21 protein-coding genes are annotated in these 18,471 nt (G+C 37.8%); 9 read left to right on the top strand and 12 right to left on the bottom strand.

Features of this window, described 5'->3' with window-relative positions:
- Positions 1–6: 6 nt before the first annotated feature.
- The 7 genes from PERMA_RS04390 to PERMA_RS04360 form a co-directional block, all read right to left on the bottom strand.
- Positions 7–243, bottom strand: a complete 237-nt coding sequence (locus PERMA_RS04390) for an HPr-rel-A system PqqD family peptide chaperone (RefSeq protein ID WP_012676323.1) — start codon at positions 241–243, stop codon at positions 7–9.
- 64 nt (positions 244–307) lie between these two features.
- Positions 308–781: a membrane protein gene (locus tag PERMA_RS04385; RefSeq protein WP_012675568.1), complete on the bottom strand. Its 474-nt coding sequence runs from the start codon at positions 779–781 to the stop codon at positions 308–310.
- Positions 781–1,269: a DUF2231 domain-containing protein gene (locus tag PERMA_RS04380; RefSeq protein ID WP_015898845.1), complete on the bottom strand. Its 489-nt coding sequence runs from the start codon at positions 1,267–1,269 to the stop codon at positions 781–783. The genes PERMA_RS04385 and PERMA_RS04380 overlap by 1 nt, the downstream gene beginning before the upstream one ends.
- A 67-nt stretch (positions 1,270–1,336) precedes the next feature.
- Positions 1,337–4,408 (bottom strand): efflux RND transporter permease subunit, encoded by a 3,072-nt coding sequence (locus PERMA_RS04375; protein WP_012675763.1) that lies wholly within the window; start codon positions 4,406–4,408, stop codon positions 1,337–1,339.
- Between the two features lie 11 nt (positions 4,409–4,419).
- Positions 4,420–5,511 (bottom strand): efflux RND transporter periplasmic adaptor subunit, encoded by a 1,092-nt coding sequence (locus PERMA_RS04370; RefSeq protein ID WP_012676771.1) that lies wholly within the window; start codon positions 5,509–5,511, stop codon positions 4,420–4,422.
- Positions 5,508–6,692 (bottom strand): TolC family protein, encoded by a 1,185-nt coding sequence (locus tag PERMA_RS04365; protein ID WP_012676029.1) that lies wholly within the window; start codon positions 6,690–6,692, stop codon positions 5,508–5,510. The genes PERMA_RS04370 and PERMA_RS04365 overlap by 4 nt, the downstream gene beginning before the upstream one ends.
- Before the next feature lie 60 nt (positions 6,693–6,752).
- The gene (locus PERMA_RS04360; RefSeq protein WP_041530882.1) at positions 6,753–7,043 is read right to left on the bottom strand and encodes a hypothetical protein; all 291 of its coding nucleotides are present in this window, start codon (positions 7,041–7,043) and stop codon (positions 6,753–6,755) included.
- 52 nt (positions 7,044–7,095) lie between these two features.
- On the opposite strand from PERMA_RS04360, the gene recN reads away from it, so the two are divergent.
- Complete coding sequence (gene recN, locus PERMA_RS04355; RefSeq protein WP_012675575.1) at positions 7,096–8,727, top strand: DNA repair protein RecN; 1,632 nt, start codon at positions 7,096–7,098, stop codon at positions 8,725–8,727.
- Here the strand turns inward: recN and PERMA_RS04350 are convergent.
- Complete coding sequence (locus PERMA_RS04350) at positions 8,720–9,679, bottom strand: RluA family pseudouridine synthase (protein WP_012676238.1); 960 nt, start codon at positions 9,677–9,679, stop codon at positions 8,720–8,722. The two genes, recN and PERMA_RS04350, sit on opposite strands and share 8 nt — an antisense overlap.
- A 74-nt stretch (positions 9,680–9,753) precedes the next feature.
- Between PERMA_RS04350 and PERMA_RS04345 the strand changes: the two genes are divergently transcribed.
- Positions 9,754–10,644 carry a cation diffusion facilitator family transporter gene (locus PERMA_RS04345; RefSeq protein ID WP_012676065.1) on the top strand — a complete coding sequence of 297 codons (891 nt, stop codon included), beginning with the start codon at positions 9,754–9,756 and terminating at the stop codon, positions 10,642–10,644.
- Here PERMA_RS04345 and PERMA_RS04340 read toward each other — a convergent pair.
- Together PERMA_RS04340 and mqnE are read right to left on the bottom strand one after the other, a co-directional pair.
- A complete protein-coding gene (locus PERMA_RS04340; protein WP_012676956.1) occupies positions 10,631–10,855 on the bottom strand; it encodes a hypothetical protein in 225 nt (74 codons plus the stop codon). The two genes, PERMA_RS04345 and PERMA_RS04340, sit on opposite strands and share 14 nt — an antisense overlap.
- Before the next feature lies 1 nt (position 10,856).
- Positions 10,857–11,981 (bottom strand): aminofutalosine synthase MqnE, encoded by a 1,125-nt coding sequence (gene mqnE / locus PERMA_RS04335; RefSeq protein ID WP_041530881.1) that lies wholly within the window; start codon positions 11,979–11,981, stop codon positions 10,857–10,859.
- A gap of 65 nt (positions 11,982–12,046) precedes the next feature.
- Between mqnE and PERMA_RS04330 the strand changes: the two genes are divergently transcribed.
- From PERMA_RS04330 to hisF, 6 genes are read left to right on the top strand one after another with little or no spacing between them, the layout of a single operon-like run.
- On the top strand, positions 12,047–12,814 hold the full coding sequence (locus PERMA_RS04330; RefSeq protein WP_012675713.1) for an alpha/beta hydrolase family protein: 768 nt from the start codon (positions 12,047–12,049) through the stop codon (positions 12,812–12,814).
- A complete protein-coding gene (locus tag PERMA_RS04325; protein WP_012676857.1) occupies positions 12,811–13,629 on the top strand; it encodes an RluA family pseudouridine synthase in 819 nt (272 codons plus the stop codon). The genes PERMA_RS04330 and PERMA_RS04325 overlap by 4 nt, the downstream gene beginning before the upstream one ends.
- Positions 13,630–13,680: 51 nt before the next feature.
- Positions 13,681–14,514 carry a menaquinone biosynthesis family protein gene (locus tag PERMA_RS04320; protein ID WP_041531038.1) on the top strand — a complete coding sequence of 278 codons (834 nt, stop codon included), beginning with the start codon at positions 13,681–13,683 and terminating at the stop codon, positions 14,512–14,514.
- Positions 14,515–14,525: 11 nt separating this feature from the next.
- On the top strand, positions 14,526–15,008 hold the full coding sequence (locus PERMA_RS04315; RefSeq protein WP_012675620.1) for a response regulator: 483 nt from the start codon (positions 14,526–14,528) through the stop codon (positions 15,006–15,008).
- Positions 15,008–15,394, top strand: a complete 387-nt coding sequence (locus PERMA_RS04310; protein ID WP_012676596.1) for a toprim domain-containing protein — start codon at positions 15,008–15,010, stop codon at positions 15,392–15,394. The genes PERMA_RS04315 and PERMA_RS04310 overlap by 1 nt, the downstream gene beginning before the upstream one ends.
- Positions 15,384–16,142, top strand: coding sequence for an imidazole glycerol phosphate synthase subunit HisF (gene hisF / locus PERMA_RS04305; RefSeq protein ID WP_012676316.1), 759 nt, complete (start codon positions 15,384–15,386; stop codon positions 16,140–16,142). The genes PERMA_RS04310 and hisF overlap by 11 nt, the downstream gene beginning before the upstream one ends.
- Here the strand turns inward: hisF and PERMA_RS04300 are convergent.
- On the bottom strand, positions 16,137–17,015 hold the full coding sequence (locus PERMA_RS04300; protein WP_012676054.1) for a tyrosine-type recombinase/integrase: 879 nt from the start codon (positions 17,013–17,015) through the stop codon (positions 16,137–16,139). The two genes, hisF and PERMA_RS04300, sit on opposite strands and share 6 nt — an antisense overlap.
- The gene (locus PERMA_RS04295) at positions 17,002–17,583 is read right to left on the bottom strand and encodes a UbiX family flavin prenyltransferase (protein ID WP_012675764.1); all 582 of its coding nucleotides are present in this window, start codon (positions 17,581–17,583) and stop codon (positions 17,002–17,004) included. The genes PERMA_RS04300 and PERMA_RS04295 overlap by 14 nt, the downstream gene beginning before the upstream one ends.
- A 132-nt stretch (positions 17,584–17,715) precedes the next feature.
- Here PERMA_RS04295 and PERMA_RS04290 point away from each other — a divergent pair, with 132 nt between their 5' ends.
- A complete protein-coding gene (locus tag PERMA_RS04290; RefSeq protein ID WP_015898955.1) occupies positions 17,716–18,432 on the top strand; it encodes a cytochrome c3 family protein in 717 nt (238 codons plus the stop codon).
- Positions 18,433–18,471 lie beyond the last annotated feature (39 nt).

Here is an 18,471-nt window from a genome sequence, read left to right as displayed (position 1 = left end):
CTCCTCCTAAATGAGTCTATAGCTTCTCAGCTTCTCTATAAAATCTGTCAGATCCCTTTCAGCCTCATCCTTTGAGACCTCAAAGTTCTCAACGATTTCCTCAACGATCTCCTCTTCTGTTTTCCCCTCTTTTAACCCTTTCAGTATCAAAAGCCCTGTCTGGTTTACGGTAAAACTCTCACCTGTTAAAGGATCAAAAACAAAACCTTCTTCATTTATAGCAAGCTGTGAAATCCTGTCCATCTTAAAACCTCTTTTTTTAGATTAAATTATATGGTTATAACTTATAAATCAAGGTAATTTTACCCTACTGTAATCTTCTTATCAGTTCACCTGTTAAATGTATGATTATAAGAACAACAGAGGCTATACTGATATGCTCAAGTATAGTAATTAAAGGATTCTCATCTCTATCCTTGGCTATCTTATAACTGAAAACTGTAAGAAGGAAAAACCCCCACAGAACACAGACAGGAACGGCAAGCCTCATATCAAGAAAAAGAAGAGGGACAAGAAATGAAGAGGCTATAACAAACTTTGAGATGAATGTTGAGATAGTAGCTGTCCATATATGTCTTGCCTCTGATTTCTCGTGAGATTCCTCGGCTATATGTATCCCAAGTGCGTCAGAAGCAGCATCAGCTATAGCGATGGAGATTATACCACCAACGATGATAGCTTTTGATTCAGATATAGCAGAAAGTCCGATCAGCATACCTAAGGTTGTGATCACACCTGAAGTCAGACCAAATCCTATACCTTTCTTAATATAACTTATCATTACTCTTCATCTTCATGGTTGTGGTACTTTTCCTGTATCTGGACACCTTTTCCTTTCACCCCAACGCCATGTTCATAAACAAGTTTTCCACCTATTCTTCCCTGAAGACCTATAACACCTGCTACAACAATACCTGCGATCAGGTAAACGATAAATAATAGATCCTTACTTTTGAAAAACAGATATATCCTTAAAAGACCCAATACAGTTACAGCCCAGGGCAGTATCTCCCCTATCTCCTCATGTTTCTCAAGAAGTTCGTAAGCTGCTGTTCCTTTTATGGCTTCCTCAACGAGCTCCTCTGCCTGATGACCTGTAAATGCTGCTCCCCATACTGCAAGCATACCAAAAACTATAGTCCAGAAACCTGCATGTTTAAGATGATCCTTCTTTAGAACAAAACCTGCTATATCAAAAAACACACCTATCATCACAAGTGCTATAGCAAAATGAACCATCGGTGGGTGTAACTGTGATAGTAACTCCATCGTATCCTCCTTATTATTGATATTTTTAAATTTAGACTCCCTTCCCTCCGGAAGGAAGGGAGTCTTTTTAGGCCTTCTGTGTCAGTCTGTAAACGATCTTATAAACTATAGGCAGAAGTATTAATGTTAAGAATGTTGATGTGAATATACCTCCTATCACAACAACAGCTATAGGTTTCTGTATCTCTGAACCTATATCCTGTGTAAAGAGTATAGGGAGAAGACCAAGGGATGCAGCTGTTGCCGTTATAAGTATAGGTCTTAATCTTAGCTTTGTGGCTCTGTTTATTGATTCCTCAATATCAAAGCCCTCATCAAGCATCTGCCTTATGTATGAAACTAGAACAACACCGTTAAGCGTTGCTATACCAAATACGGCTATAAAACCTATCGCTGCCGGAACTGAAAGATGAAAACCTGATATATATAGGGCTAATATACCTCCAATTGTCGCAAACGGAACATTTAACATTATCAGGAGAGAATCCCTTACAGAGTTGTAATTTATATAAAGGAGAACAAATATCAGAAGGATAGCTATAGGAACGACTATAGAGAGTCTCTTCATAGCCCTTTCCTGATTCTCAAACTGTCCTGCAAACTTTATGAAATATCCTTCAGGAAGCTTTATCTCCTCCTTTATCTTTGCCTCAAGCTCCCTTATAAAACCTCCAAGATCTCTTCCTTCAAGATTCATCTGAACAAGAGCATACCTGAGCCCGTTCTCATGTCTGATCTTTGAAAATCCAGGGACTATTCTAACATCTGCCACATCCTGAAGCCTGAGCAGTGTTCCATCATCCTTCCTGAAAAGAGGAATATTTTTTATCTTTTCAATATTATCAAGCGTGTCCTCAGGAAGTTTTATCATAACGGGGAAGCTGATAAGCTCTTTTCTGAACTCATTCACCTCAACACCAGCCATATACTCGCCTACAAGGTCTAACAATCTCTGGACATCATATCCGTATTTGTAAAGCTGATCGTACTTCGGTATAATCTGGAGCTGGAGCCTTCCAGACTGTATCTCCGTTTCAACATCAACAGCACCTGGTATCTTTGTTGCTACCTCCTCAACCTTCATGGCTATCCTATTTATCTCATTAAGATCCTCACCAAAAACCTTAACAGCTATCATAGCCCTGACTCCGGATAGAAGCTCCTCTATCCTCATAGCAATCGGCTGTGTGAAAACAAGTCCTGCTACAGGCAGATCATGTAACTTCTCCCTTAAAGCCTCCTCAAACTCCTTTCTCGTTTTCATACTTTTCCATTCCCTGTACGGCTTTAGAAGTATCCATACCTCAAAGTATGAAACATCTGTAACCTCACCTTTCTCAGCCCTTCCTACCGTTGTGAACGCATTTGTAACAACATCAAAGGATTTTGCCCTTTCCTCAATAACATTTGCTATCTTCTTAGCTTCCTCCCTCGATATGTTAGTATCCAGAAAAACCTCAAGTAATACAGCTCCCTCATCAAGCTCAGGTGTGAACTCTGTTCCCACTTTCGTGAGAAGATATACAGAAAAACCAAAAAGAATAACCGTTGCAACAAACAGTGGAAGACCTATTTTCATCGCCCCTTTCAGGACTGTTATATAGATCTTCTCTATAAAATCCATAACAACATTCTTTTCTGATCCTGGTTTCAGACCAAAGTAAGCGAGAACAGGCATTGAGACATATGCAACAAGGAGAGATGCAGCAAGGGCAACTATTATGGTTAAGGCAAGGGGCTTGAAGTATTTACCTTCAACAGACTCAAAACTGAAGATAGGAAGGAAAACAACCATTATTATGATTATCGCAAAGAATACAGGTCTTGTTATCTCCTGAACTGATAACTTAATAATTTCAAGTTTTACCTCTTTATTATTCACCCTGTTTTTAGCATGACTTAAATGTCTGAATATATTCTCTATAACAACAACTGTAGCATCAGCAAAAAGACCAAGTCCTATAGCAAGACCTCCAAGTGACATAAGATCAGCGGTAAGTCCGAGATTTTTCATAACGGCAAATGCTATCAGAAGTGTAAAAGGGATTGATAGAATAACTAAAACAGCAGCCCTTACATTCCAGAGGAATATCATCATAGCTATTGAAACAAGAATTATACCTTCAAGTAATGCCTTTTCTATCGTTGAAAGTGCTTTGTCTGTGAGATAAGACTGATCGTAAAGTATGACTATCTTTACATCCTCCGGTAGAACCTCACTGTTTATCTTTTCTATCTCAGCTTTAAGTTTTTTTATAAGCTCTTTTGTGTTTGTGTGAACCCTTTTAAGAACGATATTACCCTGAACTTCCTCTCCATTGAGTGTGAATGCACCTCTTCTCTGGGGAACTTCACCTTCCTCAACAACAGCCAGATCCTTTACTCTTATAACAGTTCCGTGATCTACCTTTACAGGGATCTCCTTTATCTGATCTATTTCTGTTATACTTGCAACGGCTCTTACAACAAGATCTCCCTCAGGTGTCTTTGTGTATCCACCACCTGCAAGACCGCCGTTTCTCTCAACAGCCTCAAATATATCTCCAAGTGTGAGATCGTACTGTATAAGTTTTTCAGGATCTGGCTTAATAAGGTATGCCTTTTCAGGACCCCACTGTGATATATCCTCAACACCGTCTATAGATTTAAGTATAGGTTTTATAAGCCATTCCTGGATCGCCCTTAGATCTGTTAGAGAGTACTTATTGTTCTCAGTGATAAGCGCGTATATAAGAACATTTCCAAGTCCTGAAGTGTTAGGCCCCATAATAGGAACGATACCTGGGGGAAGCTGACTCTGGGCCTCAGGGAGTTTTTCCATAACAAGTCTTCTATCAAAGTAGATATCCGTTCCGTCTTTGAAGAATATCGCAACATAGGAAAGACCAGGTATAGATGTACTCCTTACCTTCTCAACATCCTTTATCCCGGACATAACAGTTTCTATCTTTTTTGTTATGAGAGCCTCAACCTCCTCTGCAGAGTAACCGGGTGCTTCCGTGTATATATTTACCTGTAATGGTGTTGGATCAGGAAATGTATCAACAGGGATAGTTTTAAATGAGTAATAACCGTAAGAGATAACACCTATAAGGGCAAAAATAACAAGTAATCTATACTGAAGTATCCATCTAATCATCTTTTCCTCCCTTAATGTCCTTCAACTTCAGCTAAAAATCTGCTTTTCAGAAAAGAGACACCTTCAACTATTATCTGATCACCTTCATGTAAACCATCTATAAGTCTGTAAAAGCCATCTATCTTTTCACCTAACACAACCTCCACAGGTGAGACATGACTGTTTTCCTTCTGGAAAACATAGAACTTTCCATCCTTAAGGACAACAGCCTTTTCAGGTATAAAAATCCCTTTTACCTTCTTCTTTTTCACCAGAACATCAACAAACATATTTGGTTTTAATGTGTCATTTGAGTTATCACCTATGATTCTCACCTCATTTCTCTTGGTTTCAGGGTCTACCTTATGACTTATGAAATCTACGAAACCTTTTGTTTTCCCAAGTGGAGAAAGGATATCAACATTCATTCCTTCCTTGAAAATTCCTGTCTCCCCAACGGGAACCAGTGCAACAACCCACAGTTTTTCATGGGAGTGTATCTTGAAAAGCTGTTTTGAAAGATCAACACTATCTCCAAGAACAACATTCTGAACGGCAACATACCCGTCCATATGAGATTTGAGAACAAGGTATGTTCCTTCTATCTCCCCGTAAGCTCTGAGAGATTCCTTGAGTGCGTTAAGCTCACCTAAAGCGTTCTCATAATTTATCTTTGCTGTAAAAAATCTACCGTATGGTATCACTTCAGCTTCATATAGCTTCTTCTCCCTCTCATAAACAGCCTTAAGATTTCTGACTTTTACCTGTGCAAGTTTTATATCAGCTATGAGCTTCCTTATCTCAGGTGAGTATATAAGTGCAAGTTTCTGACCTTTTTTAACAGGATCTCCTTCCTTTACAAATAGCTTTTTAACGATACCTTCAACAGGTGAGTAAACAGCTTCTGATAGTGTAAGATCATCCTTTACAACAGCAGGATACTTCCTTTTTAAGGAAATCTCCCTCTCTTTAACCAGATCCCATTTTATATTCAGTTTTTCAACTATCTCCTTACTCAGTTCAAACTCCCCTTCTCCAAGGTCTCCATGTCCATGTCCTCCACCTGCAAAGGCGATAAAAGATAAACCAAGGAAAGATATCAGAAAGTAAAGTATTGATCTCATCTTATTCCTCCTATTTTTATGTATTCTCCGTAAGCCTGGTGTATCTCATTTAGAAGTTGAGCTCTGTAAACTAAAGCCTCTATATACTGCTTTCTTAAATCAGAAAGCTCAAAAAGTGTTATTACCTTGAGCTTAAAGCTTTTCTTCCCAAGGTTTAGAGCATCTGAAAGTGAAGGGATTATCTTACTGTCAATATCTTTAAGCTGTGATCTGAGGATCGCATACTTCTGTTTCAGACCTTCAATCTTTGATCTGTATATGAGCTTCCTCTGTTTTATCTTCTGTAAGATACTGTTTTTTGTACCGACAAGCTTTATAATCTCACCTTCATTTCTGTAAAACACAGGGAGGGTTGTTGATATACCTATACCAAACTCATACTTCCCAAGTTCTGCTGCATCCTCACCTGCTATCAGCTCAACGCCTATCTGCGGTTTTGCAAGACCTTTCTGAACTAAAACAGCTTTTTCTACAGATTCCTTAAGTTTTTCCAGATACTTTATCTCAGGAAGCTGATCTATCTGAAGATCCTTTATATCTTTTATAACCTTTAGATCTCCTTCTACACTTCTGACCTCTCTTCCAACTGTACCTGAAAGCTCTTTTAGTCTTATCTGGAACTCTGTTTTAACCTGATCAAGTTCAAGCTGGGCTATCTTAAGATCCTTCTCAGCCCTGAAAAGGTTTAACTTTGTCTCCTCCCCAAGCTCATAATTCTTCCTAACAAAATCGTAAAAGGACTTTACTATATTCAGGTTCTCCTCTTTTATTTTTAAAAGCTCCCTGTAGTAAAGGGCTTCATAAAACTTTTTGTAAACCTCACCAGCTATCTGATTTCTGTAAAAATCAAACATATACTCAAAGGCAGATTTTTTAAGTAAAGCTTCCTCTACAGCATTTTTCCTTGTTCCCCACAGTCTCAACTGCTGGTGTATGGAGATCTCAGTCAGGTTAAAACCGCTTTCAGACTGGGAATACAACCTCCCAAACTGTACGTAAGCCTCAGGGTTAGGCAGAGCCTCTGCAGACTTTATATCCCCCTTAACAGACTCAACCTCATACCTGTAAGCCTTTATCTGCGGACTGTTTTTTACTGCATAATCAATAAGCTGTTCAACGGTCTCACCATAGGAAAGACCTGCTAAGAACAACACAAACAGGAACATATACCTTCTAATCATACTTTCCTCCTGAAAATTTAAGTGTGGTAAAAAGACAGAATAAGGGTGTGAAAAGATTGATCAGATATGTTTAGGTGGTTTGAATATCTCTGAGGCGAGAGGGTCTAACTCAGGCTTTTTATAGTAAAAGCTGTATTTCTCCTCAAACCTGTCTGATATGGGAATGATAAAAAAAGGCTTTATATAAGGCATATGTAGATTTTCATGTATCTGACAGTAGCCGTCATCAATCTGGAAGGCTGTGTTTGCATACTCCATACAGGGGTCTACATTGTAAAACAGGTAATCATGAAATGTGTTAAACAGCAAACCTATTAATAAAAAGCTAAATATAACCTTTCTGATTTTCATTACTATTAAATATAACATCTGTATTTTACGAAAACAAATAATATAGATCATATTGCCTGAGATAAAAAAATGTAATAAATTCTATAAGATGCTCACCCAGATAAATATCAAAAAATTTCTTTATATGGAAGATATAAGTATAGATCTTGACGAAGGCCTTAATGTTTTCACAGGAGAAACAGGTGTCGGAAAATCTCTAATTATTGATGCTGTTGAGTTCGTTCTTGGGAAAAAAGGAAATTTCTCAGATGGAAGCTATGTTGAGCTTGTCTTTGAAAATGTTGATAATCAATACTCGGAAGATGGAACACTGATAATATCAAGGGAGATAAAAGGAGGCAGAAGTGCTTACTATATAAATGGAAGGAGATCTACACTCTCAACAGTTAAAGAGGCTTCAGAAGGCGTTGTTGAGATACACGGTCAGCACCAGCAGCAAAAACTTCTACATAAGGAATACCACAGATACATACTGGACAGATACGCTGGCATTCTGGATGTGTTAGAAAAATACCAGAAGGTTTACAGAAGATATACAGAGCTTAGAAAAAAAGAAGAGAAACTCCTGGAGGAACAGTCAAACAGGATTAAAGAGTTAGACATACTCAGGTATCAGCTTCAGGAACTTGAAGAGGCAGATATTAAAGAAGGGGAGAAAAAGGATTTAGAGGAAAAGTACTCCTATATAAGCAGAATTCAGGAGATACATCAGAACATATCAAGATCTCTTATGAATATATCAGAAGAGGAAAACTCAATACTTGATAAGTTAGATCAGGTTATAAAGGATATTGGGAAGATATCGGATACACATAGAGAACTGAAAAACATTCTGGAAAACCTGGAAGAGGCAAGAATACTGCTGAAAGAAAGCTCATACAGCCTTCTTGATTTTGATCTTGATATTGATAGATCTGAAATGGTCAGGATACAGGAAAGATTGGATCTAATTAACAGACTTGAGATGAAATACAACACAGATGAGAAGGGTCTTATCATCCTCAAAGAAAAACTTAAAAAAAGGATAGAATATCTTGAAAATTTGGAGTTTGAGATACCAGAGGTAACTAAAGAAAAAGAAAAAGCATACAAAGAGTTAAAAGAACTGGCTGAAGAGATATCAGCTATCAGAAAGAAAAAAGGGAGAGAGCTTGAGGAAAAGGTAAGAAAGCATCTAACTGATCTTGCCCTGAAAGATGCAACTTTTATTGTTGATATAAAGGAGAAGGAGTTAGACAGGACTGGAAAGGATGATATCTCTTTTCTTTTCTCAGGTAATAAGGATATTCCACCATCTCCTCTTGGAGAGGCAGCCTCAGGTGGTGAGATCTCAAGGGTATCCCTTGCATTAAAGGTTGTTGCAGGAAGCGATACTGACTGTATGATATTTGATGAGATAGATACAGGTATTGGAGGAAAAACTGCCATACTGATGGCAGATAAACTAAAGAAGCTTTCTGAGAACTATCAGGTAGTTCTTGTAACACATCTTCCACAGGTCGCTGTCAGAGCTGATAAACATTTCTACATAGACAAGTTTTCAGAGAATGGAAAGACCCGTGCTGTAGTAAAAGAGGTGTCTGGAGAAGAGAGGAAAATGGAGATAGCCAGAATGCTCTCAGGTGTGATAAACAGTAAGAGTCTTCAGCTTGCAGATGAACTTCTGGCAGATGTTGTCAGATAGCCTCTATAACCTTACTTATATGCTCAGGTAACTTCTGAAGGGTTATATCTATCTTTTCTCCAGTTCTTGGATGATCAAAAGCTATCCTGTAAGCTAAAAGTGCATGGTATAAAGTCTGATCTGATATACTTCTCATCTTTTCTGATCTAAGCTGGCTCTTTTTAAAACCATAAACCTTATCGTTGAATAATGGATGACCAATAGCTGAGAAATGTACCCTTATCTGGTGTGTTCTTCCTGTATGAAGTTTTATATCTACAACTGTTAGATTCTCCTTTTCTGATCTATTTTTCACCCAGTACTCTGTAAGGGCATCTCTGAGATTTGTTGCCTCTGTTCCCATCTTCTTCCTGTTGTATATTGATCTTCCTATAGGAAGGTCTATAAAACCGTGATCATTCTGAACGATACCTGTTACAACGGCAATATACCTTTTATCAACGGTTCTCTCCTGAAACTGTTTCTGTAGCTCTTTATGTGCAAACTCTGACTTTGCTATTATCATAAGTCCTGCTGTATCCTTATCAAGCCTGTGAACTATACCAGCCCTTTCCTTTCCACCGTACTCTGAGATATTCCTGAAATGGTAAAGAAGTGCGTTAACAAGAGTACCTGATGTATGTCCTGGAGAAGGATGAACAACCATACCTGCAGGCTTGTAAACAACAGCTATATCTTCATCCTCAAACAGGATATCAACAGGTATATTTTCAGGTTTTATCTCCAGCGTTTCTGGAGGTGGAATAACCAATGTTATCTCCTGTCCTTTTCTGACTTTATAAGAAGGTTTTTTAATATCTTTACCATCCTCAAAAACATAACCATCCTTTATAAGTTTCTGGAAGTAAGATCTTGAGTACTCCGGGTAAACTGAAGACAGAAACTGATCCAGTCTCTTCCTATCATACTCTTCATCAACCATAAAGCTGAGAATCTCATCTTTATGATTCAAATAAAAAAACCTCCTTTAAATTTTCCGCAGGAAACACATTATAATATTAAGTCTTATTCTTTCAAGGTGGCAGGATGGAGAAGAAAAAGAAGATACTCATAACTGTAATAATCTTAAACCTTATTATTGTTGTATCACAGATAGGCTTTGGTATATACGCCCACTCTCTTGCTCTTATCACAGATGCCGTCCATAACTTTCAGGATGTTATATCACTTGTTATAGCCTTTATAGCTGCTGTATTTATGACTAAAAAACCAACTGAAAAGATGACTTTTGGTTATCTCAGATCCGAGGCGATGGCAGGGTTTATAAACTCTGCATTCCTGGTTGGTGCTATCGTTCTCATTATAATAAGCAGTATTGAAAGGCTCTTCTTTCCACAGGAGGTTGACAGTATATATGTAATCATTGTGGGATTTATAGCATTTGTTGTAAACGCTCTATCTGCATATTTTCTTGGATTACACAAACATGACCAGGACAAACATGGACACGAGGACCTTAATATAAAGGCTGCATATCTGCATCTCCTCAGTGATGCTGGTATATCTGTAGGAGTGGTTATCGGTGGTATTCTTATATACTTCTATAAGATTTACTGGGTAGACCCATTAATATCAATACTTTTCAGTCTCTACATATTTAAGGAAACATACCCTGTCTTAAAAAAAACATACATGATACTTATGGAGTCTGTCCCACCGGATATCAATACAAAGGAGATACAGGAGATTATATTAAAAGAGTGTAAGGATATCCTTGAACTACATGATCTCCATGTCTGGGCTTTATCCTCAAAGGATATATACCTTACCGCCCATGTTGTCCTTAAACCGTCTGTAACTGTTGAGGAGTTTGACAGAAAGGTTCAGAGGATATCCCAGATAATGGGGGAAAAGGGGATAAACCATGTAACAATACAGCCTGAGACTGAAGATTTCAAATGTCCTAATATCTACTGATAGATATTATTTTCACAGTCCATGCAATAAGAACGATAACAAGCCAGAAAACGATTATAAACAGTATCCCAAACTGTAGTGTAAGAAAGAATATCTTAAAAAACAGGTAAAAAAGATAAGGAACAGATATCAGGATCACAACAAAAACTATAAGAACAACAGCCAAAACAGAAAAGGCTAAAAGATAATCCTTTATATCTCTTCTATCCATATCACTGGTAAACATGTATGTGGTTGTAAAGTGTATCCCTCTCAACAGGTATCTTTCCTGCTTCCTTTATAAGTCTGATAAGTTTCTCCTTCTGCTGTTGAGTTGGTGATTTAGCACCTGCAAAATGTGCTATCTTCTCCTCCATAACAGTCCCATCCATATCATCAGCACCAAAGTTTAAAGCTGTCTGGGCTATCTTCTCCCCTATCATAACCCAGTAGGCTTTAATATGGGGAAGATTGTCAAGAAGAAGCCTTGCTACAGCTATAGTTTTCAGGTCATCAACACCAGATGTATGCTCTGTTATATTCAGATCATTGTTCTCAGGCTGGTATGCGAGGGGTATAAAGCATGTAAAACCACCTGTCTCATCCTGAGCATCTCTGATCTTAAGTATATGATCAACCCTCTCCTCATATGTCTCAACATGTCCGTAAAGCATTGTTACAGTAGAGTTTAATCCAAGTCTGTGAGCCGTTTTGTGTATCTCAAGATACTTCTTCCAGCCTATCTTTGTAGGAGCGATAATTCTTCTAACCCTTGGTGAGAATATCTCTGCACCACCACCTGGGAGACTGTTAAGTCCTGCCTCTTTAAGACTTACAAGAACCTCCTCATATGAAAGTCCTGATATCCTTGAGAAGTAATCTATCTCAACAGCTGTAAATGCTTTTATATGAAGATCAGGAAAGTTCTTCCTCAGAATAGAGATCATATTAAGATAAACCTGAAAATCCCAGTCTGGATGAAGACCGCCAACTATATGAACCTCAGATGCACCCTGTTTAACAGCATAATCAGCTTTAGAAATAATATCCTCATAACTCATCTCGTATGCCTTTGGATCATTCCTGTCCATAGTTGCAAAAGCACAGAACTTACAGTCAAGGGCACATATATTTGTAGGGTTTATCTGCCTGTTTATAACAAAGTAAGCATACTTACCGTTTTTCTTCTCCGTTACATAGTTAGCGAGTATCCCAACTGTCAGAAGATCGCCTGTTTCAAAAAGCTTAAGACCATCTTCAGATGAGAGCCTCTTTCCTGAAAGAACCTTATCTATAACCGGGAAAAGATCCTTATCAGATGCGAGTGAAACAGCTCTTTCAATATCAATAGAAAACATAACAGCCTCCATTAATTAATCACTGATAAAATAATATATACAAAATTAAGAAAGGTGAACATACTATGTTTTACTTTTTTATTATCTATCTGATTTTACTTACAGGAATATCAATGGGAAAAGATGTTCAGATATTTTCAGATGACGGCTTTGTTTTAAAAGGACAGCTCTATAAACCTGAAGGTAAAAAGAAACCTCCAGTTGCTGTCCTCGTCCACCAGTTTGGAAGTTCTCTCAAAATGTGGGAGGATTTTTACCCATCGTTAATTGAGTCCGGTTACGCTGTTTTACTGATAGACCTTAGAGGGCACGGAAAATCAATTTTGAAAAACGGAAAAGAAACAAAAATATTCTTCAAGGAGAATTTCAGATCACCTGCTGATATTATCAACTTTTTTAAAAAGAGTAATCAGAATGTAAATTTCTCTCTAATCCCTGATGACATATCCCTATGGATAGACCATCTTATTGAAAGTGAGAATATTGATCCTGAAAGAGTTATACTTGTAGGGTCATCACTTGGAGGAATCTCAATATTCCCTGTAGTATTACAGCAGGATATAAAATGTTTAGTTTCAATATCTCCAGGATCACCTGTATCTGTAGGTAAAGAAAGGATAGATCTTTCTCTCAGCTATTACGAAAATCCTGTAATGATCGTATCCTCATTAAACGATCCTTTAGGTTCTTCAAAAGTAAGTCTTTATCTTATGGAAAGACTGAATAACGGGACCCTGATCCTTATATCAGGTAAATACCACGGGAAACCATTGATACCTAAGGTAAAAGGGTATATATTACAGTTCCTTAAAAAATGTGATGGAGAGTTATGAAGAAGTTTCCTGTAAATAAAGAGACAGATCTTAAGAGTTTCATCTCAGAAGTGTTAGGCCTGACAAAGAATAAGGCAAAAGAGATTATAGACAGCAAAAATGTTTTTGTTAACAGTAAAAGGGTCTGGATAGCCTCACATACATTAAAAAAAGGTGATATCGTTGAGATAGCAGACATAGATAACTCTTTCAGCTGGAAACCTGAAAAAAGCGTAATATACGAAGATCAGTTTATATTAGCCGTTCAAAAACCACCTTTTTTAGAATCCGAAGGCAGAAAAGGATCAGTTGAATATCAGTTGAGAAAGGTTTTAGACAGAAGATTAAAGGCAATTCACAGACTTGACAGGGAAACCTCAGGAGTCCTTCTATTTGCAAAAAATGAAAAGATCTTTCACAGGTTTAAGGATCTGTGGCACAGGAAAGAGGTAGTAAAAGTTTACCTTTCCATATCATATGGGGAGGCAAAATTCAAAAAAAAGGTTGTTAATATGCCTGTTGATAAAAAGTACGCAAAATCAATATTTTTTACAAAAAAGATCTCAAAGGGTTTCACTCTTTTTGAAGTTGAGATAAAAACAGGAAGGAAACACCAGATAAGAATCCATTCCTCAAAGATAAGACACCCTATAGTCGGAGATAAGATTTATGGATTAAAAAAGGTCGAGGATCCCCTCACAAAGAATGTAAAAAGACAGATGCTTCACGGATACAGACTTAGATTTTTACACCCATTTACAGGAAAGGTTGTTGATATAAAAGCACCTGTTTATCACGACTTTTATAACTTTGGAAAGTTAGTAAAATTGTTATAAAATTAATAAAAATAACTGTTGGAGAGTAAGATGGCTATAAAAGAAGAAAAAATGGTAATCCATGTGGCTCACAGCCCTGACTCTGATGATGCTTTTATGTTTTATGCTATCAATCAGAACAAGATTGATACAAAGGGTTACAGATTTATTGATGTTTTATCTGATATAGAGACATTAAACCAGAAAGCTTTAAAAGGTGTTTATGAGGTAAGTGCGATCTCAATCCATGCATTTCCGTATGTTGCAGACAAGTACGCCCTTCTATCAAGTGGGGCAAGTATGGGCGATAATTACGGTCCAATGATTGTTGCAAGGGAAAGTTTTGATGTTTCTGAACTGAAGAATAAAAAGATAGCTGTTCCTGGTAAACTGACATCAGCATTTCTCGCCCTTGAACTCTTCCTTGAAACCTCTGATTTTGATTACGAAGTTATAGATTTTGATGAGATCATTCCTGCAGTGAAGGAAGGAAAGGTTGATGCAGGTCTTATAATACATGAGGGACAGTTAACATACCAGGATGAAGGTCTTGTATGTATTGTTGATTTAGGAAAGTGGTGGTACGAAAAGACAGGAGGTCTTCCACTTCCCCTTGGTGGAAATGTAATCAGGAAAGATTTAGGTGAAGAGGTTATGAAAGAGGTATCTGAAATACTGAGGGAAAGTATAAAATACTCACTTGAACACAGGGATGAGGCCGTTGAGTATGCATTGAAGTACGCAAGAGGAATGACAAAGGAAAAGGCTGACAGATTTATAGGTATGTATGTAAATGAGCTTACAGTCGATTACGGAGAAAGGGGAAGAAAGGCCATTGAGCTTTTCTTAAAAGAAGCTTACGAAAAAGGATTTATAGATACCTTGCCAGAAATAAAATTTGTATAAGGGAAGGATAGATGAAGATACTCCTGCTTGATGATGATGTTGAGACCTACAGAGTACTACAGGATGTAGCTCAGTTCAGTAACTCAAAGGTGATACAGGTAAGGTCAATTCAGGAGGCAAAGGAGATACTTTCATCTGAAAGGGATATTGACGGAATAGTAGCTGAGATAAGGCTTAACGGTCAGCCAACCTGGGAGATACTTTCCTTTATGAGAAAAAATGAGGATATAAAAGAACTGCCTTTTATTGTCCTCAGCAGTCCCCTCTCCGATGAGGAAAAGGAGTTTTTTGAACATATGAAAGTGACAGCCATTCTTGAAAAACCATTCAACCCTCTGGAGGTTTTTACAGAGATACTTGAGCACCTTAAAAAAGTAAAAGGTGAGGAGTACATAAGGGAGAGATTAGAAGAGGAAGAGGTGGACAGATCTCTCCTGAAATCCATAATCCAAAAGATCATAAACGCCTTAAAGAATATTTTCAAAAAGAAATAATGGAATTCAGCTCCTTTGAAGACTGGAAAGAAAAGCTTAAAGAAGAAGGAAGCAGAGAAAATGTTGTTGTTCTTGTAGAAGGAAAAAAAGATGAGGATAGATTAAAAAAATTAGGTATTAAAAATATAATACCTCTCAAGGGAAAGAAATTTTATGATATTCTGGAAAAAGTTGAAAACTGCAGTGAGGTTATACTTTTATTTGATCTGGATAAACACGGAGAAAAGATATTCTGTAAGTTCTTTCAGATACTTCAGAGGGAAGGAATACCTGTTAACAGAGATTTCAGAGATTTCTTAAAAAAATTCAATATAAAAGAGATAGAAAATATACCTCTTGAAGGAGAACCTGAACTTAAAAAAAACGAGGTGAGAGATGCTTGCTAAAAGAATAATCCCATGTCTTGACGTTAATAAAGGAAGGGTTGTAAAAGGTGTTAACTTTGTTAATCTTGTTGATGCGGGAGACCCTGTAGAGGCTGCTAAAGCCTATGACGAGGCAGGGGCTGACGAACTTGTTTTCCTTGATATAACAGCATCTGCAGAAGAAAGGGATATAATACTTGATGTTGTTAAACAGACAGCTGAGACAGTCTTTATGCCTCTAACGGTTGGGGGAGGTGTCAGATCACTTGAGGATGTGAGGAAACTCCTTGAGAGTGGTGCTGACAAGGTATCTATAAATACAGCCGCAGTAAAAAATCCATCCCTTGTAGAATCAGCTGCTGTAAGATTTGGTTCGTCAACAATAGTGGTAGCGATAGATGCAAAAAGAACAGGCAAGGATAGATGGGAGGTTTATATAAACGGAGGAAGAACAGCTACAGGTATAGATGCTGTTGAATGGGCTAAAGCTGTTGAGGATTTAGGTGCAGGGGAGATACTTCTAACATCAATGGACAGGGATGGAACCAAAAATGGTTACGATATAGCTCTAACAAGAGCCATAAGTGAGGCCGTTTCAATACCTGTTATAGCTTCAGGTGGAGCAGGAAAAAAGGAAGATTTTTATGATGCATTCACAGAGGGGAAGGCTGATGCTGCACTTGCTGCCTCACTTTTCCATTTCAAAGAGCTTACAATAGGGGAGCTTAAAGAGTTTTTAAAGGAAAAAGGGATTCCGGTAAGGTTATAGATCTATACTTTCAGACAATGTCCTTGTTGCCTTAACAAGCTGTTCATGACCTACTTTTGCATATCTTGCTGTTGTCAGTGGAGATGCGTGACCCAGCAACTCCTGAATAACTCTGAGCTCTGCCCCAGACTTTAAAGCTATTGTTGCAGCTGTATGCCTAAGTTTATGTGGATGAAGAGGTATTCCTGATCTACTGCCTATGTTGCTTATCAGTCTTCTGAGTGTATGGTATGAAAAAGGAAAGAGTCTTTCATCCCTGTTTTTATCAAGATACTGAAGAAGAATATTAAGAGGTTTTCCTGAAACCGGAACAACCCTCTCCTTTCCACCTTTTCCTTTTATCTTTATATAAGCCACTTCGCTTCCATCTGTATAATTTTCAAGGATAGTATCCGGAGCAAAAGTTCTCCCGTCTTTTTCTATCAGTATATCCGATCTTCTGATGCTTAATAGTTCAGATGACCTTATACCCGTCGTTAACATCAGAACAATAACAGTTTTTTCAAGGAGATTTTCACATGACTTGAGAACTTTCTGGATCTCCTCGTTAGATAAAGATGAAGGAATTTTCTGAGAAACCTTAGGTCTGTGAGATTTAGAAACAGGAGATGAGCTTATCAGTTCAAGATCAATAAGATACTCAAAAAACGAGTTAACAGATGCAAGCTTTCTCGCTATTGTTGATGACTTTCTCCTGTTTGCCTGAAGGAACATCCTGAACTTTGCTATATCCGCTTTTGTAATCTCTGTTATATCTTTATCCCCAACAGACTGGACAAACTGTTTGAGATCAGTCCTGTAATTTCTTACAGTATAAGCTGATCTGTCCGATATATATGAAAGATAAAGCTCAACACACTCACTTATCCTCATCCTCCCTCCATCTTCTGTAAAGTGAGTGTTCAACACCGAATATATCCAGCAGTTTACCTACAACAAAATTTACAATATCATCAACACTCTCAGGTCTGTGGTAAAAACCTGGTGATGCAGGAGCTATTATACCACCTGCAAGGGTAAACTTCCTCATGTTCTCTATATGAACAAGGGAGTAAGGCATCTCCCTTACAAGAAGACATACCTTTTTCCTTTCCTTTAGAGCAACATCAACAACCCTGTGTATCAGATTGCTGGAAATTCCATTGGCAACAGCGCCAAGTGTTCCCATTGAACATGGAGCTACTATAACCCCTTTCACACTGGAAAATCTTGATCCACTTGCCACAGGAGCATCTATCTGTTCCTCAGAGTAGATCTCAACATTTTCAGGTAAATTTTTGATGAAAGCATCTCTTGAGATACCAAGCTCCTTTTCCATAACAGTGTAGGCACCATTGGAAACAACAAGAAATACTTTATACCTTAATGACAGTTCCTGAACAGTCCTTATACCGTATAATGAACCACTTGCACCTGTAATACATACGATAAAACTCTCCATAGTAACCTAATTATAGAGAATAAAACTCAAAATCACAAAATATTGCCTGTGATAATATGATCAGATATAATTAAACAGAAACAATAATAATTACGATAATCATAATAATTATAATCACACAGGAGGGATTCTATGAGGAAAATTTCAGCATTATTGATGTTTGTCTTTTTTCTTTTAGCTTCTTCCAAGGTTTTCTCGGCAGGACCTCACGAAGGTCTAGACTGTCTTGGATGTCATGATCCTCACTACGCAAAAGCCCAGAAGATATTTAAAGTGAAAAACGATAAATACATAAATCCAAGAACTGGAAAGAAAACACAGGGTATAAATGCTCTCTGTCTTGGATGTCATAACCTTACTGAGTTTGGTGGAGCAGGCGTAAGACCAATATTCCTCCATATGACACACCCTGTAGGTATAAAGCCAAATCCCAAGATAGCAAAGGTCCCCGAACAGCTTTTAAGGGACGGTGTTCTCCAGTGTGTAAGCTGTCATGATCCTCATCCATCAAACCCAAACTGGAAGTACCTCAGAGTTGATACAAAAAACGGAAGTCAGGTTGGTGTTTTCTGTATGACATGCCATCCTGCAAAAGTTGATACTAAATTTTACGGTGTGACCCAGATAAAGATATTCACATCTATGAACGAAGAAACAGGTCCTGGACAGTTCAGTCTTGATGATCCTAACCTTGTTATATTCAATCCAACACCAAACTATATAAAGCCTTTAGGTGATTATCCAAACGATATAGGTCCTGCATACATGACTGTTCCAAATGAGGCATGGATTTACAGTCCAGACCCTGCGAAACTACCTCCTGAATTAAAATCACTTCTAAATAAATAATCATTTCAGACCCCTTTCAGGGGTCTTTTCTTTTTAACT

The organism is Persephonella marina EX-H1, from assembly GCF_000021565.1.
In the GTDB taxonomy this organism is placed as follows: domain Bacteria; phylum Aquificota; class Aquificia; order Aquificales; family Hydrogenothermaceae; genus Persephonella; species Persephonella marina.
This window is presented reverse-complemented; position numbering and strand designations above follow the sequence as displayed.

Excerpts from the sequence above, each read along its gene's own strand:
- PERMA_RS04360 (WP_041530882.1), bottom strand. The coding sequence starts at position 7,043 with ATGAAAATCAGAAAGGTTATATTTAGCTTTTTATTAATAGGTTTGCTG.
- PERMA_RS04370 (WP_012676771.1), bottom strand. The coding sequence starts at position 5,511 with ATGAGATCAATACTTTACTTTCTGATATCTTTCCTTGGTTTATCTTTT.
- PERMA_RS04315 (WP_012675620.1), top strand. The coding sequence starts at position 14,526 with ATGAAGATACTCCTGCTTGATGATGATGTTGAGACCTACAGAGTACTA.
- PERMA_RS04300 (WP_012676054.1), bottom strand. The coding sequence starts at position 17,015 with ATGAGGATAAGTGAGTGTGTTGAGCTTTATCTTTCATATATATCGGAC.
- hisF (WP_012676316.1), top strand. The coding sequence starts at position 15,384 with ATGCTTGCTAAAAGAATAATCCCATGTCTTGACGTTAATAAAGGAAGG.
- PERMA_RS04380 (WP_015898845.1), bottom strand. The coding sequence starts at position 1,269 with ATGGAGTTACTATCACAGTTACACCCACCGATGGTTCATTTTGCTATA.
- PERMA_RS04390 (WP_012676323.1), bottom strand. The coding sequence starts at position 243 with ATGGACAGGATTTCACAGCTTGCTATAAATGAAGAAGGTTTTGTTTTT.
- PERMA_RS04330 (WP_012675713.1), top strand. The coding sequence starts at position 12,047 with ATGTTTTACTTTTTTATTATCTATCTGATTTTACTTACAGGAATATCA.
- PERMA_RS04375 (WP_012675763.1), bottom strand. The coding sequence starts at position 4,408 with ATGATTAGATGGATACTTCAGTATAGATTACTTGTTATTTTTGCCCTT.
- mqnE (WP_041530881.1), bottom strand. The coding sequence starts at position 11,981 with ATGTTTTCTATTGATATTGAAAGAGCTGTTTCACTCGCATCTGATAAG.
- PERMA_RS04325 (WP_012676857.1), top strand. The coding sequence starts at position 12,811 with ATGAAGAAGTTTCCTGTAAATAAAGAGACAGATCTTAAGAGTTTCATC.
- PERMA_RS04320 (WP_041531038.1), top strand. The coding sequence starts at position 13,681 with ATGGTAATCCATGTGGCTCACAGCCCTGACTCTGATGATGCTTTTATG.
- PERMA_RS04365 (WP_012676029.1), bottom strand. The coding sequence starts at position 6,692 with ATGATTAGAAGGTATATGTTCCTGTTTGTGTTGTTCTTAGCAGGTCTT.
- PERMA_RS04340 (WP_012676956.1), bottom strand. The coding sequence starts at position 10,855 with ATGGATAGAAGAGATATAAAGGATTATCTTTTAGCCTTTTCTGTTTTG.
- PERMA_RS04295 (WP_012675764.1), bottom strand. The coding sequence starts at position 17,583 with ATGGAGAGTTTTATCGTATGTATTACAGGTGCAAGTGGTTCATTATAC.
- PERMA_RS04290 (WP_015898955.1), top strand. The coding sequence starts at position 17,716 with ATGAGGAAAATTTCAGCATTATTGATGTTTGTCTTTTTTCTTTTAGCT.
- PERMA_RS04310 (WP_012676596.1), top strand. The coding sequence starts at position 15,008 with ATGGAATTCAGCTCCTTTGAAGACTGGAAAGAAAAGCTTAAAGAAGAA.
- PERMA_RS04385 (WP_012675568.1), bottom strand. The coding sequence starts at position 781 with ATGATAAGTTATATTAAGAAAGGTATAGGATTTGGTCTGACTTCAGGT.
- PERMA_RS04345 (WP_012676065.1), top strand. The coding sequence starts at position 9,754 with ATGGAGAAGAAAAAGAAGATACTCATAACTGTAATAATCTTAAACCTT.